This is a genomic window from Bacillus sp. DTU_2020_1000418_1_SI_GHA_SEK_038 (genome assembly GCF_032341175.1).
Classification (GTDB): Bacteria; Bacillota; Bacilli; order Bacillales; family Cytobacillaceae; genus Cytobacillus.
Genome location: NZ_CP135435.1, coordinates 2,794,440 through 2,808,285, shown reverse-complemented (window position 1 = coordinate 2,808,285; position 13,846 = coordinate 2,794,440). Strand labels below are relative to the sequence as shown.

Sequence of the window (13,846 nt, the reverse complement as noted above, 5' to 3'; positions counted from 1 at the left end):
AACATCATGTTCCGCACCATGATGAATGGTAAAATTCATAGAGCAGTTGTGACAGAAGCTAATTTGAACTATGTTGGCAGCATTACAATTGATACAGATATTCTTGATGCAGTCGGAATGATTCCAAATGAAAAGGTGCAAATCGTTAATAATAACAATGGAGCAAGGTTTGAAACGTATATCATTCCTGGAGAAAGAGGCAGTGGTGTCATTTGTGTAAATGGTGCTGCAGCAAGACTTGTCCAAGAGGGAGATGTTGTTATTATTATTTCCTATGCGTTAGTTGCTGAGGATAAAATTTATATGCATCAGCCTAAAGTGGCTATAATGGACGAAAAAAATAGAATTAAGGAAATAATAAATAAGGAACCTGAAAAAACCATCATGATGTAATTGATTTCTTAATGTAAAAAGGCTGACCGGTTTATATAACCGAGTCGGCTTTTTTGTCCAATCCTCTTTTGAAAACATTGAAAATTGCCTAAAATATATAATGAATGGCATTAATTCTTTTTCTTTTTCCGTTTTTATGATACCGTTTGATTGACTGAATGTTAGAGGTGTGTAGTATGTGTAATAAATATGTTGTAATTGATTTAGAAACAACAGGGAACGCTCCAAAGAAGGGCGATAAAATGATCCAATTTGCAGCTGTTGTTATAGAAAACGGAAAAATAGTTGAAGAATATTCCTCACTTGTGAACCCGGGACAGTCAATCCCTCCATTTATTGAGGAGTTAACCGGTTTGGATGATGAGGCAGTCAAGGATGCCCCTGTTTTTTCTGAAATAGCACCAAAAGTCCTTACTTTATTAGAGGATGCTTATTTTGTTGCACATAATGTCCTTTTTGATCTTTCGTTCTTACAGGAGGAGCTCCTTCTGGCTGGGTATAATGGATTTTATGGACCAGTTTTGGATACAGTAGAGCTATCTCGAGTATTTATGCCGACAGCTGATAGCTTTCAATTATCAGAATTGGCTTACAGAGAAGGATTAAATCATGAGCGTCCACATCAGGCTGACAGTGATGCCTATGTAACGGCCGAGCTCCTGCTTCTCCTTCTAGACCGGATGGAACGGCTGCCGCTCTCCACAATCAAGCAAATTTATAAGCTATCTGGCGGATTAAAGAGCGATTTAGATTTACTCATAGATACCATCATTACCAAAAAAGAAGCTACGGTCGAAGTATTAGAAAACGATCTTGAAATTCACCAAGGCATAGCATTGAAAAGGTTCCATGAACAAGATGTTAATAATGAGCATGAGACATTGAATTATCCTAGTCAGCAAGAAGTGAAGGAGGAGCTGTTCAAAAAGGCTTTTACTAATTACGAAATTCGTTTAGGTCAATTTAAAATGATGGATTCAGTCTATCAAGCCTTTAAGCACAAACGGCATGCATTAATTGAGGCGGGCACAGGTGTCGGAAAATCATTAGCCTATTTAATTCCTGCTGCTATTTATGGAAAAGAAAGCGGTCAATCTGTCATTATAAGTACATATACAACACAGCTTCAGGAGCAGCTTCTTTCCAATGATATACCTAAATTAAAACAGATGCTTCCTTTTCCTATTAATGCGGTATTACTAAAGGGTAGAAGCCATTATTTAAGTTTGGCTAAATTTGAGCAATCTTTAAAGGATCTAGAAGACAATTACGATACTACCTTGACAAAAATGCAGATCCTCGTATGGCTGACAGAAACGTTCACTGGGGATATTGATGAAATAAATTTGTCCAGTGGCGGAATGATATTCTGGAATAAAATCAAAAATGATGAAACGATATTCCTTCAAAACAAGTCCTGGCTTTCGAGAGATTTTTATATGAAGGCTCGTAAATCAGCTTTAAAGGCTGATTTGATCATTACGAATCATTCTCTGTTGCTGACAGATCTAGTCTCAAACAACAAAATATTGCCAGAATATAGCCATATTGTCATTGATGAGGGCCATCATTTAGTGAAAGTCTCAGGCCAGTATTTTGGCTATTCCTTTGACTATTTAAAGACTCGATTTTTGCTTGGCCGTATCGGGCAATTGGAACAGAAGCAATTATTATATAAGCTTGAGCAAGTCCTAGAAAAAGCTGAAATCGAGAATAAGCAATTGATTCACTCCTTTGAAATGAATGTAATGGTGCAAGAGCTTAGTTTCGAAATGGACGAGCTGTTTAAAATTATTAGCATTTTCGCAAAAAAGAAATCGAAATCAAAAAAAGGATATAATCGGATTAGCAGCCGTTTTTCATTTGATGATTCGAGTAACGAACTTAGAGCAATGAAAACGAGCGCCGAGAGATTTTTATTTCTCCTTAAGGATTTCACTGCAGAAGTAGAGAAAAGATTAAATATGATAAGTCACCACAAGGAGAAATTGTCAGCTAAGGAAAAATCCTCATTGGAAGAGCTTGTTTCTGTGGTGGAAGAAATAAAAGAAATAACTTCTGGGATAAAACATATCTTTTTACAGCCATCTGATGAATTTGTCACATGGATTGAAATGGATATTAGGTCCATGCAAAATGCTACTACTGTTTATTCACAGCCTGTCAATGCAGGTCATTTATTAAAGGAAGAATTCTTCAGTAAAAAAGAATCAGCTGTTATCACTTCTGCTACCTTATCTGTAAAAAACTCATTTAACTATATGTTAAATGAACTGGGATTGAAATTAACAGACTGCACAGCAGAGCAAATTCAATCCCCTTTTGATTATAATGAACAAGTAAAGCTTGTTATTCCGGATGATCTTCCTGAAGTAAATTCTGTTTCATTGGATGAATATGTAATGGCTATAAGTGAACATATTATCTCCATAGCAGAAGCAACAAAGGGAAGAATGCTCATATTATTTACTTCTCATGAGATGCTCAAAAAAACATATGAGCTTATAAAAGAATCTGGGTTTCTAAATGATTATGCCATTATTGCCCAAGGTGTATCGAGCGGAAGCAGGTCAAGGTTAACTCGTAATTTTCAAAAATTCGAAAAGGCAATTCTATTAGGCACAAATAGTTTCTGGGAAGGAATAGACATTCCTGGAGAGGATTTAACTTGTTTAATTATCGTCAGGCTTCCTTTTTCACCACCGGATGAACCTTTTACAGAGGCGAAATGTGACCTAATTAAGCAAAAAGGTGGAAATCCATTTTCTGACTATTCCTTACCAGAAGCAATAATACGCTTTAAACAGGGATTTGGAAGACTTATCCGAACTAGAAGTGACAAAGGATTTATTTTTATTTTTGATCGCAGATTGCTTACAACCCAGTATGGAAAAGCTTTTTTAGATTCCATTCCGAAAATTCCTCATACCAAAAGCGATATCAATGGAATAGTCGAATTAATCAATAAGTCGATGTAATAAATTACTAAAAAAGAGCTGCGCCCATGTAAGGCGCAGCCAATGACGTTGGTGGATTAGAAGAAATAATAGAATTTTTTATTCAAGCCATAACATGTAGCTGTTATACTGATATTTAAAGGTTAAAATTGTTTCGTACATATAGCTTGTCCTATATTTGCATGCGTATTAGTTACAAATATTGTACTGCCTGAGGAGGAATTCCAGAATGGAAAGCAAAATTGAGGTCTTATCTACAGTGAAAATTCAGGCTAGCCCTGACCTCTATAAAGTTGTTGATGCTTTAAACAGAACTTTAAAGGAAAAAGATTTAATGTTTGGACTGGCACTTGATAAAGATGATCAAAATAAAGCTGTTTTTTCGATTTATCGTACATAAGAAGAGTGACAAATGTGAAAAAAATAATTATTATAAGTTTATTGATATTTTCAATTATATTGGGGTCTGGGATTATTGTTTATTTAAATGCAGTTGAGCCTGTAAAGGCAGCTGAAAAAGAAGCCATTGAAAGAGCGATGAAAGAAACAAGGCTTTCGAAGGCTGAAGATTTTCAACTTTATCATGGACTGGAAACTTATTATGTTATAAAAGGGAAAAATAGAGCTGGAAAAAGCATTTACGTCTGGGTACCTGAAAAAGAAGGACAGATTATTGTTAGACAGGTGACAGATGGAGTTTCCAAACAGGAAGCAATTAATAAGTTAAAAGAAGAAAAAAACCCGAAAAAGATTATTTCCGTTCGCCTCGGAATGGAAAAGAATATTCCGTTATGGGAAATTTATTACCGGACAGAGGGGAATTTAATAAATTATTATTATGTTGATTTCAAAACAGGTGAGTGGCTAAAGAAGATAGAGAATTTATGATCCCAGTTCTTAGTCTTCTTAAATGCCATTATTTGAGTGGAGGAAAAGGAAATGAACTTTCAATTAGCACAAAGAGTAAAAGCATTAACCCCATCGACAACACTTGCTATTACGGCAAAAGCAAAAGAGTTGAAGGAACAAGGCTATGATGTAATCGGCTTAGGAGCTGGAGAGCCTGACTTTAATACACCGCAGCATATTATTGATGCCGCAGTTAAATCGATGAATGAAGGACACACAAAATACACTCCATCTGCAGGTCTTCCTGCATTGAAAAAAGAGATCGTAAACAAGTTTAAAGCAGATCAGGGAATCGAGTATGAAGCCGCTCAAATTATCGTTGGAAGCGGTGCAAAGCATATACTTTATACATTATTTCAAGCTATTTTGGATGAAGGGGACGAGGTAATCATCCCTACTCCATACTGGGTCAGCTATCCTGAACAAGTAAAATTAGCAGATGGTGTTCCTGTCTACGTTGAAGGTAAAGAGGAAAACGAGTACAAAATTACGCCTGAACAATTAGCGAAAGCAATATCTGAAAAGACAAAAGCCGTTCTTATTAATTCACCAAGTAACCCGACTGGTATGCTTTATTCTGAAGAAGAGTTAAAGGCATTAGGCGAGGTTTGTTTGAAGCATAATATTCTAATCGTTTCAGATGAAATTTATGAAAAGTTAGTGTACGGAAACAATAAGCATGTTTCCATTGCTCAGCTTTCACCAGAGCTTAAAGAACAAACCATTCTTGTGAACGGTGTATCTAAGTCTCATTCTATGACAGGCTGGAGAATTGGATATGCGGCAGGAAATAAGGAAATAATTAAAGCCATGACAAATCTTGCGAGCCATAGTACATCGAATCCAACAACAACTGCACAATATGGAGCAATTGCTGCATATGCTGGATCACAAGAGATGCTTTCAGAAATGCAAAAGGCATTTGAACAACGCTTAAATATTATTTTCGATAAGCTGATCGCAATTCCTGGCTTTACCTGCATTAAACCACAAGGTGCTTTTTACCTTTTCCCTAATGTTAAGCAAGCAGCTGAATTAACGGGTTTTGCTAACGTTGACGATTTCTCACAAGCGCTGCTTGAAGAAGCAATGGTTGCTGTAATTCCTGGATCTGGCTTTGGTGCTCCAGATAATATTCGTTTATCGTATGCGACTTCTTTAGATTTACTGGAGAAGGCTGTAGAACGAATCCATCAATTTGTTGAAAAGAAAATAAAATAACAATAAGGCGGCGGCAGCTAGTATCACAGCTGCCGCTTTCCTTAGTGTCTAGCTCCTGCACCTAGCCCCTCGAGGTCATAAGCCAATCTGTCAAGAAGGTTAAAAGAACAACCTTCCTGCCAGCTTGTCTTATGCTTGTCGGGGCTGACCAAGGTGCATCCGCTTTTCTTAGTTGCTTGTCCCACAGCTAAAAAGGTATAATAGATAGGATGCAAAAGTGATTTGTTAGTTTTTGGAGGGAATATCATTGATAAAAACAACTATATCAGAAGTATACAAATATGTTGATCAAGAAGTGAAAATTGGCGCTTGGGTTGCAAATAAACGTTCAAGCGGAAAGATTGCTTTCCTACAGCTTCGTGATGGAACAGGATTCATCCAAGGTGTTGTGGTGAAAACGGATGTTCCGGAAGAAGTTTTTCAAGGGGCAAAATCTGTAACTCAAGAATCATCTATTTACATAACTGGAAAAATCCAAAAAGACGAGCGTTCACCATTTGGATATGAAATGCTTGTAACGGGATTAGAAGTAATCCAAGCAGCAGTCGATTATCCAATTACTCCGAAAGAGCATGGAACGGAATTTTTAATGGATCATCGTCATTTATGGCTTCGTTCTCGCCGCCAGCATGCAATCATGAAAATTAGAAATGAAATTATTCGCGCAACATATGAATTTTTTAATAATGAAGGATTCGTCAAAGTTGATCCTCCAATTTTAACGGGAAGCTCGGCTGAAGGCGGATCAGAATTATTTGCAACTAAATATTTCGATGAAGATGCTTATTTATCACAGAGCGGGCAATTACATTTAGAAGCAGCGGCAATGGCACTTGGAAAGGTATTCTCTTTCGGTCCAACTTTCCGTGCAGAAAAGTCTAAAACTCGCCGCCATTTAATTGAGTTCTGGATGATTGAGCCTGAGATGGCTTTCTATGACCATGAAGATAATTTAAAGGTTCAAGAGGAATATGTATCTTATATTGTTCAATCTGTCTTAAAAAATTGCGAATTGGAATTAAAAACTCTAGGCCGAGATATGTCTAAACTAGAGAATATTAAGGCACCATTCCCACGTATTACTTATGATGAAGCGATTAAGTTTTTACATGAAAAGGGCTTTGATGATGTCGAGTGGGGAGATGACCTTGGTGCTCCTCATGAAACAGCGATTGCTGAAAGCTATGATAAGCCAGTTTTTATTACCCATTATCCAACTTCCCTTAAAGCATTCTACATGCAGCCTGATCCGAATAGGGAGGAAGTTGTTCTATGTGCAGACTTAATTGCACCGGAAGGTTATGGAGAGATTATTGGCGGTTCAGAGCGTATTCATGATTATGATTTAATGAAACAGCGTTTAGAGGAAAATAATTTAGATATGGATACTTACAAATGGTATCTAGAGCTTCGTGAATATGGTTCAGTTCCTCACTCTGGGTTTGGGCTTGGACTAGAAAGAACAGTAGCCTGGATTAGCGGAGTGGAACACGTACGCGAAACCATTCCATTCCCGCGTCTGTTAAATCGTTTATATCCATAATTTTTTATTATTAGAGGAATCGTCGCAAAGGCGGTTCTTCTATTTAATTTAAAAATGCCAGAATTTATCAGTGACTGTCAAGGAAGTTTTGGAAAGAAAAGTTACCTGTTATTCTCCTTACTTCTAAGAGAAAGTTCATGATATACTGATATGGAGGTGTCAGGGATGTCGAAAACGAGTATATTAAAGTGGCTCCAGGAAGGAAATATTACTATACCTGGAGTTTTATTAACCCATTATAAAGAAATGAATTTAAATGAACATGATGTAGTATTAATTTTGCATGTGATCTCCTATATAGAGAAAGGAAATTCGTTTCCTACTCCAGTAGAAATATCTTCTAGTATGACGATCTCCGTTTCAGAATGTACAGCAATTTTAAGAAGGCTCATTCAAAAAGGTTATATTGAAATTAAAGATAATTATACCTCCGATGGAATTCGTTATGAAATGTATAATATTGACCCATTATGGGAAAAGCTTGTTGAACATTTTCTAATGAAAGAAAAGCTGGAATCAGCCCGGATATCACAGCAGAGTGAGACAGATTTATATACATGCTTTGAACAAGAATTTGGCCGCCCATTGTCTCCATTTGAATGTGAAACACTTGCACTGTGGATGGATGATGACCGCCATGATCCCCATATTATTAAAGCTGCACTTCGAGAAGCGGTTATTTCGGGTAAATTAAATTTCCGTTATATCGATAGAATTTTATTCGAATGGAAAAAGAATGGAATAAAAACGATTGAACAGGCAAAGAGCTACGGGAAAAAGTTCAGACAAAACCAGCAACAAAGAGGAAAGCTTAACGAAGCTTCTGAACAGCCTGGAAAAACCATTCCTTTTTATAATTGGCTAGAGCAATAATATTGTAGAAAAAATAAAGTGGTGAGAAAGTTGTTGAATAATAGTCAAATAAGACTCTGCCTTGATGAGATGGGCAAGATGTTTCCAGATGCACACTGTGAACTTAACCATTCAAACCCATTTGAACTTGTCATTGCAGTTGCATTATCTGCACAGTGCACAGATGTGCTTGTCAATAAAGTAACCAAGAATTTATTTCAGAAATATAAAACTCCTGAAGATTATTTAAATGTATCTTTGGAGGAGCTGCAAAACGATATTAGATCAATTGGTCTTTACAGAAACAAGGCTAAAAATATTCAAAAGCTGTGCAGGATGTTATTGGATGAGTACAATGGGGTTGTACCCCGTGATCGGGATGAACTGACTAAGCTTCCGGGAGTCGGCAGGAAAACAGCAAATGTAGTCGTCTCAGTTGCATTTGATGTTCCAGCGATTGCGGTTGACACACATGTTGAACGGGTAAGTAAGAGATTAGCTATTTGCCGTTGGAAAGATTCCGTGTTAGAAGTAGAAAAAACATTGATGAGGAAGGTTCCGATGGATGAATGGTCTGTTACGCATCATCGGATGATTTTCTTCGGAAGATACCACTGTAAAGCACAAAATCCTCAATGTGAGAGTTGCCCGTTACTGGAAATATGCAGAGAAGGAAAAAAAAGAATGAAGGGGAAGCTAGGGGAATGAGCAAGGAGATAACCCTATCAGTTCCTTTAGAGTTAGTTCATCCATTTTTCTTTGCAGAGAGCAAGGAATTAATTGTCGAAGAAGATGAACTGACATATATGAATGCATCCAAGCCTTTTCTTTATGAGGCCGCCTACTTTTCAGAGGTACAAGCAGTAAAACCATGGGAAATCCAGGAAGAAAGCATACCTGCTATAATGAAGGAATGGCAATCGGTAAAAGAATTACTAGAAACGCTTTTTGCCAAACGGGAAATCATTCATGTGCTGCCACCCATGAAAAAAGGGATTAGCCTCTTACTAGAATTCGTTTATTGGGGAAATGGGCTTCCCGTAGTTCTTTCAAACAGCTTGGACTTAAGTAAATTAGCTATTAAGCCTGTCAATATATCAGAACGGCTCGAATTTATTATGCAGAGACCATCCTTATATCACTCTTTTATTCAATTAACAGAACTAATAGGTGAAATGAATAAACAATATGTGAAACAACAAGTTATGAAAAAAGCGTCTAAGCATTAAGCTTAGGACGCTTTTTTTGTTAGTTAAATGGAATCGCGGATAGAAAAAATCCAGCCTACTGTCCGCCAGTTCCTGGTGGATTTACAATTGGAGGGATTATAGGATTAGAGTCAGACTGGTCATCATCACCACCGTCTCCATCACCATCTCCTTGTCCGTTACCGTTGCCTTGCCCATTGCCATTCCCGGTTCCATTATCGCCAGGAAGACCATCCTCGTACCCTTGGCCATTATCTTCTCCATAACCATCGTCAACTTCAGGTAAAGGAATTTCAACCTTTACGAGAGCAGGGTCACTTCTTTGGTCATCTCTGATTGCTGTTACCTTGAACTGATAAATGCCGCCTGGTACTGGAGCAGCAACCTTAATGCCTTTTTCAGTAATGACCTGTAATAGCTGGTCTGCCCCATCGTCTAATGCTGCAGTCACTTCAAACTGAACGTTCTCTATTTCTTCTGGATAATCCCAAGTTAATAGTATTTCATTGACCATTTCATCATAAGCTGCGTTTAGGTTTGAAGGAGAATCAAGCTTATCGAATTTCTCGGATACTTCTGTTGGTGCATTTCCTTTCACCGCATACTCATATATGATTTGATCTTTTGGTGTAAATTCACCTGCTAGCTTTGCTGGGATTGAGCCTTTTTCTATCGCAACTTTTTCTACACTGTTTGGAACAGGGAAGTCAGGTGTTTCTACTCCTGTAGAAACATGCGCCATTAAATTTTTGAAAAGAAGCATAGCAAGCTTTTGATCCTTTGGAGCTATTGAGTTTTTCTTTTCTTTATAACCAGTCCACACAGCAGCTGTATAGTTGGTCGTATATCCGGCAAACCATGCATCTGGAATGCCTCCATTTTGAATATCCCAATCCTTTATTTCTTGTGGAGTGTAATTAGTTGTACCTGTTTTACCTGCAACATGAAGGTTTGAAATATTAGCTAATTTACCCGTTCCATAAGAATCTTTCATAACACTTCTAAGCATATCTGAAATCATAAAGGCAGTGTAATCCTTCATGACTGGTTTTGAATCTGGAGCTACATCAATCTTTGAACCATCACGCATTTCAATGGCCGTGATGGAATGAGGTTCAGTGTAAATGCCGTTATTGCCAAATGCACTGTATGCTCCAGCCATTTGCATCGGTGAAACCTCGTATGCACCAATGGAATACGATTCGAAAACTTCCTTTATATCAAATCCGATGCTATTAGCAAATTGTTTTGCTTTATCAAGTCCAACCGCCTGTAATGTTTGCAGGGCGGGAATATTTCTTGAACGTGCTAAAGCCTCACGCGCTGACATCGGACCCATATGCTTTCGGTCCCAGTTATTTATTTTCGTCCCATTTGAATAAGTGTATGGTTTATCGTCAAGAGTATAGAAGGTGCCCCATTTTAAATATTCAATGGCTGGCCCATAATCAATAATTGGCTTAAACGTGGATCCGGCATGTCTCTTCGTATCTTGGGCAAAATTAAACCCACGCTTTACTTTAAGATTTCTTCCGCCGCCAATAGCTCGAATTTCACCAGTTTTAGTATCAAGCAAAGTAATCCCGGCTTGGAATTCCTCATCTGGGAAATCAATAATTTCATTTGTATTTAACATTTTTTCCATATAATCCTGTGCATTTGTATCTAATGTTGTATAAATCGTTAAGCCATCCGAAGAAATGTCAAGATCAGGATACTTTTTCTGAACCTCGTCAATTACGATATCCACAAAGGAATCATAAGGAGAATCGTTTTGTTTTCTTTCCTCTTCGGGAACGAGTGAGGATTCAACAGATACTGCCTTTGCTGCTTCCATTTCCTCTTTTGAAATGAAGCCATGCTGATTCATTAGGGAAAGAACGATATTCCTTCTTTTTTCTGCCCGGTCTGGATGTTTAAAAGGATTATAGTTTGCCGGACTTTGCGGCAAGCCTGCAAGCAAAGCAGCTTCGGGAAGTGTAAGTTCATCAAGGTTCTTTCCAAAGTAAACTTGAGAAGCTGTTAAAACCCCATGACTGCGATTTTCCATCCAGATCTTATTAACATACATCTCAAATATTTCTTGCTTCGTATATTTACGCTCAAGCTGAAAGGCCAGCCATGCTTCCTGAGCTTTTCTGCTTAATGTTTTATTATTATTTAGAAAAGAATTTTTCACTACCTGCTGGGTAATGGTACTGGCGCCTTCTGAACCAAAACCGCGGGTAAAGTTTGCCAGAACTGCCCCGGCTAAACGCTTTAAGTCCATTCCATGGTGCTTATAGAACCGGACATCCTCTGTTGCAAGGAAGGCGTCTTCCACTAATTTAGGAATATCCTCATATTCAACATATTCTCGTCGTTCAGAGCCAATTTCCGTAATAAGATTATTGTCTTTATCTAATAATTTTGAAGGAATAGGATCCCTTAATTGTTGTTCATCAAGTTTAGGTGCGTCCTTTACCATAAAAGCAAAGGTTCCAGCTCCAACAAGCATTCCTACAATACCAAGTGCAATTAGTGTTAGGAAGATACGTTTAAATAGGCTATTTGCCGGTTTCTTTCCTTTGTTATTTGATTTGGAAGCTTGCTGTTTACGGCGCTCCTCTCTCGATTGATATTTTTCTGACATATATGTTCATCCTTTCTGATGAGTAGAAGGTAGATAGAGATAATTATCCGAGGCTATAAAGATAATCGATTTTTTTAATATAGTCAATTCTAGGGTTATATCCTAATGGGATTTGGTGGCCAAGCGCTTCTATTTCATCCTTAGTAATAGATTTTCTGCCGCCATCCTTCATCCTTTTCCAAAACATAAGTAAATGCTCTGCCTCAAGCAGAAATATGTCCTCTGTTGAAGAAAACCTTAATAGAACGAAGCAGATTCCATCTTGCTTCAGAATTGTTTCCATATGCACAATTTGATGGTCATGGAAATTTTTTAATGGAAAGGAAGTTAGATTTTTTGTTTCCTTTGCCTCAAAATCAATATACCTGCCTTTGTATACTCCATTGTAATCTGTTGTTGAAGCTTGTTTAAAATACGCTTCTTTTATGACCGCCGCACTTCTTTTCGGGTAATCCACCTGGACGATTTGCACAGGTGTAGGCTTTTTATGAATGGAAGCAATGCCATTCGCTAAATAATACTCATTCGTTTCATTTATATCTTCCTCCAAAGTCATACCACGGTTGCTGTAGGACCATTTTTTTTCTTTATTGATATCCATGGATTTCTTTTTTACCGGTAGAAATTTCTTGCCGTTCGGATAATGGAAGTTCATTAAGTTCACCTCACAAGCTACTACTTATCATAACAAATCTTCGTAATTTATGGTTGAATAAAAAGTCCAGATTTGCAAATGTTAAGCCATATGCTTTTTTGGGAGGCAGTCAATTATGTTTTTTGAAAGGGCAAGTTATCTTAATGGGTTAAGTATAGAAGAATTAGAATTGATACGAAAAATAAAAAGTCGCACACAAAAATATAATGCCGATAATATATCCCGGACAAATGCCTATTTTCATTATTATAATCGAAATCCCGAAGTTATTTGGTCATTCCTTGCAAGTATGGTGTCCCGTAACGCTGGATGGAATATGTGTGACCTCGAAGGAAAGTGGTTTCCAAAAATAATAAATAAAAAATTTAGAAAAAAACTCTTTTTAACTTATGAGCGGGCCAACTGGCTTATTTTTCAAGATGCATTTCCGCAATTGCTGCTCTATCAATATTCAACGAAAATGAATCGTCCAATGTTTCATTTACTAAAATTTTTTCATGTATCTATATTTATGGAAAGGGAATGGCGGCTTTTTTGGGAACAAAAATGTATTAAAAGACTATTGATTTCACAAATAATTAATGAACAAAATATCATTCAGAAGCCAGTTCTTAAGCATCCAGCCTATAAGAATAAAGTCTTCCGATCTCCACAGTTTCTGCTTCAGGATTGGTTTCATTATAGCTCAGTTATCTTTCCGACCTGTGAAGGGCTACTATATGGTGCTAGTGTAAATGGTTTTAAATCTTTATCTAAGAGAATTGATCTAGGAAAGCGCCTTGCCGATATTCTATTTAATAAGGATTTATATCCATCCTTTTACCAATTTGCTAAACAGACAGTTCACACTGGCTCTAGGTATGATTATGAAATTTATTTTAAGAATCGGCCTAGTAGAACTACCCCATTTTTACGATGTACATTCCCATTAATAAAGCATAGAAAACTAAAAGCAGTAGACTGGTCTAAAAATAGAAGGTTAAAAAGAAAATGGTTTAAAGAAAATGTGGAGCATAATCATCCGATTGAATTGACAGAATGGTATATAAATAAACAAACCCAAATTAAGAAGGCTATTTCCTTAAAAGAAATAGTGGGAGTGAAATGATAGCTAAAAGTGGAAACCAACAATAATGCTGGCTTCCACTTTTTAGCTGGAAAATGCAAAAAAACCGTCCTGTTAAGTTGATGGGCGATTGGGTCCTTCGAGTTTTTTATTTCCATAACCGGTTTTAGTTTCTTCCTGCTTTTTTGGCTGATTTTTCGTATGTGTTTCATTTTTATTCAAAATACCGCACCTCCGCTTATTAGTGTGCACAATTATGGGTTTTCCATGCGAGAGGAAAATGTCGAAAGAAAGGAGAGATAAATAAAAATTTTTTCTTACTTTGACGAAACGCTTCTAGTTTTGTCAGCCGTGAAGGATTGGAATAAAGGAGAGCGAATAGAGTACATAACAGTATCTATAACAGGTGT

The 13,846-nt window shown here is 37.2% G+C and carries 12 protein-coding genes; 10 read left to right on the top strand and 2 right to left on the bottom strand.

Annotated features, from left to right (window positions below; genetic code table 11):
• Window positions 1–6 precede the first annotated feature (6 nt).
• From panD to RRV45_RS13845, 9 genes are all read left to right on the top strand, one after another.
• Entirely contained in the window at window positions 7–393 is a 387-nt protein-coding gene (panD, locus tag RRV45_RS13885) for an aspartate 1-decarboxylase (RefSeq protein ID WP_315665284.1), read from the top strand.
• Between the two features lie 176 nt (window positions 394–569).
• Entirely contained in the window at window positions 570–3,371 is a 2,802-nt protein-coding gene (gene dinG / locus RRV45_RS13880) for an ATP-dependent DNA helicase DinG (RefSeq protein ID WP_315665283.1), read from the top strand.
• Window positions 3,372–3,579: 208 nt separating this feature from the next.
• A complete protein-coding gene (locus RRV45_RS13875) occupies window positions 3,580–3,750 on the top strand; it encodes a YpmA family protein (RefSeq protein WP_315665282.1) in 171 nt (56 codons plus the stop codon).
• Between the two features lie 14 nt (window positions 3,751–3,764).
• Window positions 3,765–4,238 (top strand): cell wall elongation regulator TseB-like domain-containing protein, encoded by a 474-nt coding sequence (locus RRV45_RS13870; RefSeq protein WP_315665281.1) that lies wholly within the window; start codon window positions 3,765–3,767, stop codon window positions 4,236–4,238.
• A gap of 51 nt (window positions 4,239–4,289) precedes the next feature.
• Window positions 4,290–5,480, top strand: coding sequence for a pyridoxal phosphate-dependent aminotransferase (locus RRV45_RS13865; protein WP_315665280.1), 1,191 nt, complete (start codon window positions 4,290–4,292; stop codon window positions 5,478–5,480).
• 250 nt (window positions 5,481–5,730) lie between these two features.
• Entirely contained in the window at window positions 5,731–7,023 is a 1,293-nt protein-coding gene (asnS, locus tag RRV45_RS13860; RefSeq protein ID WP_315669038.1) for an asparagine--tRNA ligase, read from the top strand.
• Window positions 7,024–7,188: 165 nt separating this feature from the next.
• Window positions 7,189–7,896 carry a DnaD domain-containing protein gene (locus tag RRV45_RS13855; protein ID WP_315665279.1) on the top strand — a complete coding sequence of 236 codons (708 nt, stop codon included), beginning with the start codon at window positions 7,189–7,191 and terminating at the stop codon, window positions 7,894–7,896.
• Between the two features lie 30 nt (window positions 7,897–7,926).
• The gene (gene nth, locus RRV45_RS13850; protein ID WP_315665278.1) at window positions 7,927–8,583 is read left to right on the top strand and encodes an endonuclease III; all 657 of its coding nucleotides are present in this window, start codon (window positions 7,927–7,929) and stop codon (window positions 8,581–8,583) included.
• The gene (locus RRV45_RS13845; protein ID WP_315665277.1) at window positions 8,580–9,104 is read left to right on the top strand and encodes a YpoC family protein; all 525 of its coding nucleotides are present in this window, start codon (window positions 8,580–8,582) and stop codon (window positions 9,102–9,104) included. The genes nth and RRV45_RS13845 overlap by 4 nt, the downstream gene beginning before the upstream one ends.
• Window positions 9,105–9,159: 55 nt before the next feature.
• Here the strand turns inward: RRV45_RS13845 and RRV45_RS13840 are convergent, their stop codons facing one another.
• Together RRV45_RS13840 and recU are read right to left on the bottom strand one after the other, a co-directional pair.
• Window positions 9,160–11,715, bottom strand: a complete 2,556-nt coding sequence (locus tag RRV45_RS13840) for a transglycosylase domain-containing protein (protein ID WP_315665276.1) — start codon at window positions 11,713–11,715, stop codon at window positions 9,160–9,162.
• 43 nt (window positions 11,716–11,758) lie between these two features.
• Window positions 11,759–12,370 carry a Holliday junction resolvase RecU gene (recU, locus tag RRV45_RS13835; RefSeq protein ID WP_315665275.1) on the bottom strand — a complete coding sequence of 204 codons (612 nt, stop codon included), beginning with the start codon at window positions 12,368–12,370 and terminating at the stop codon, window positions 11,759–11,761.
• A gap of 115 nt (window positions 12,371–12,485) precedes the next feature.
• Here recU and RRV45_RS13830 point away from each other — a divergent pair, with 115 nt between their 5' ends.
• On the top strand, window positions 12,486–13,478 hold the full coding sequence (locus RRV45_RS13830; protein ID WP_315665274.1) for a DUF2515 domain-containing protein: 993 nt from the start codon (window positions 12,486–12,488) through the stop codon (window positions 13,476–13,478).
• Window positions 13,479–13,846 lie beyond the last annotated feature (368 nt).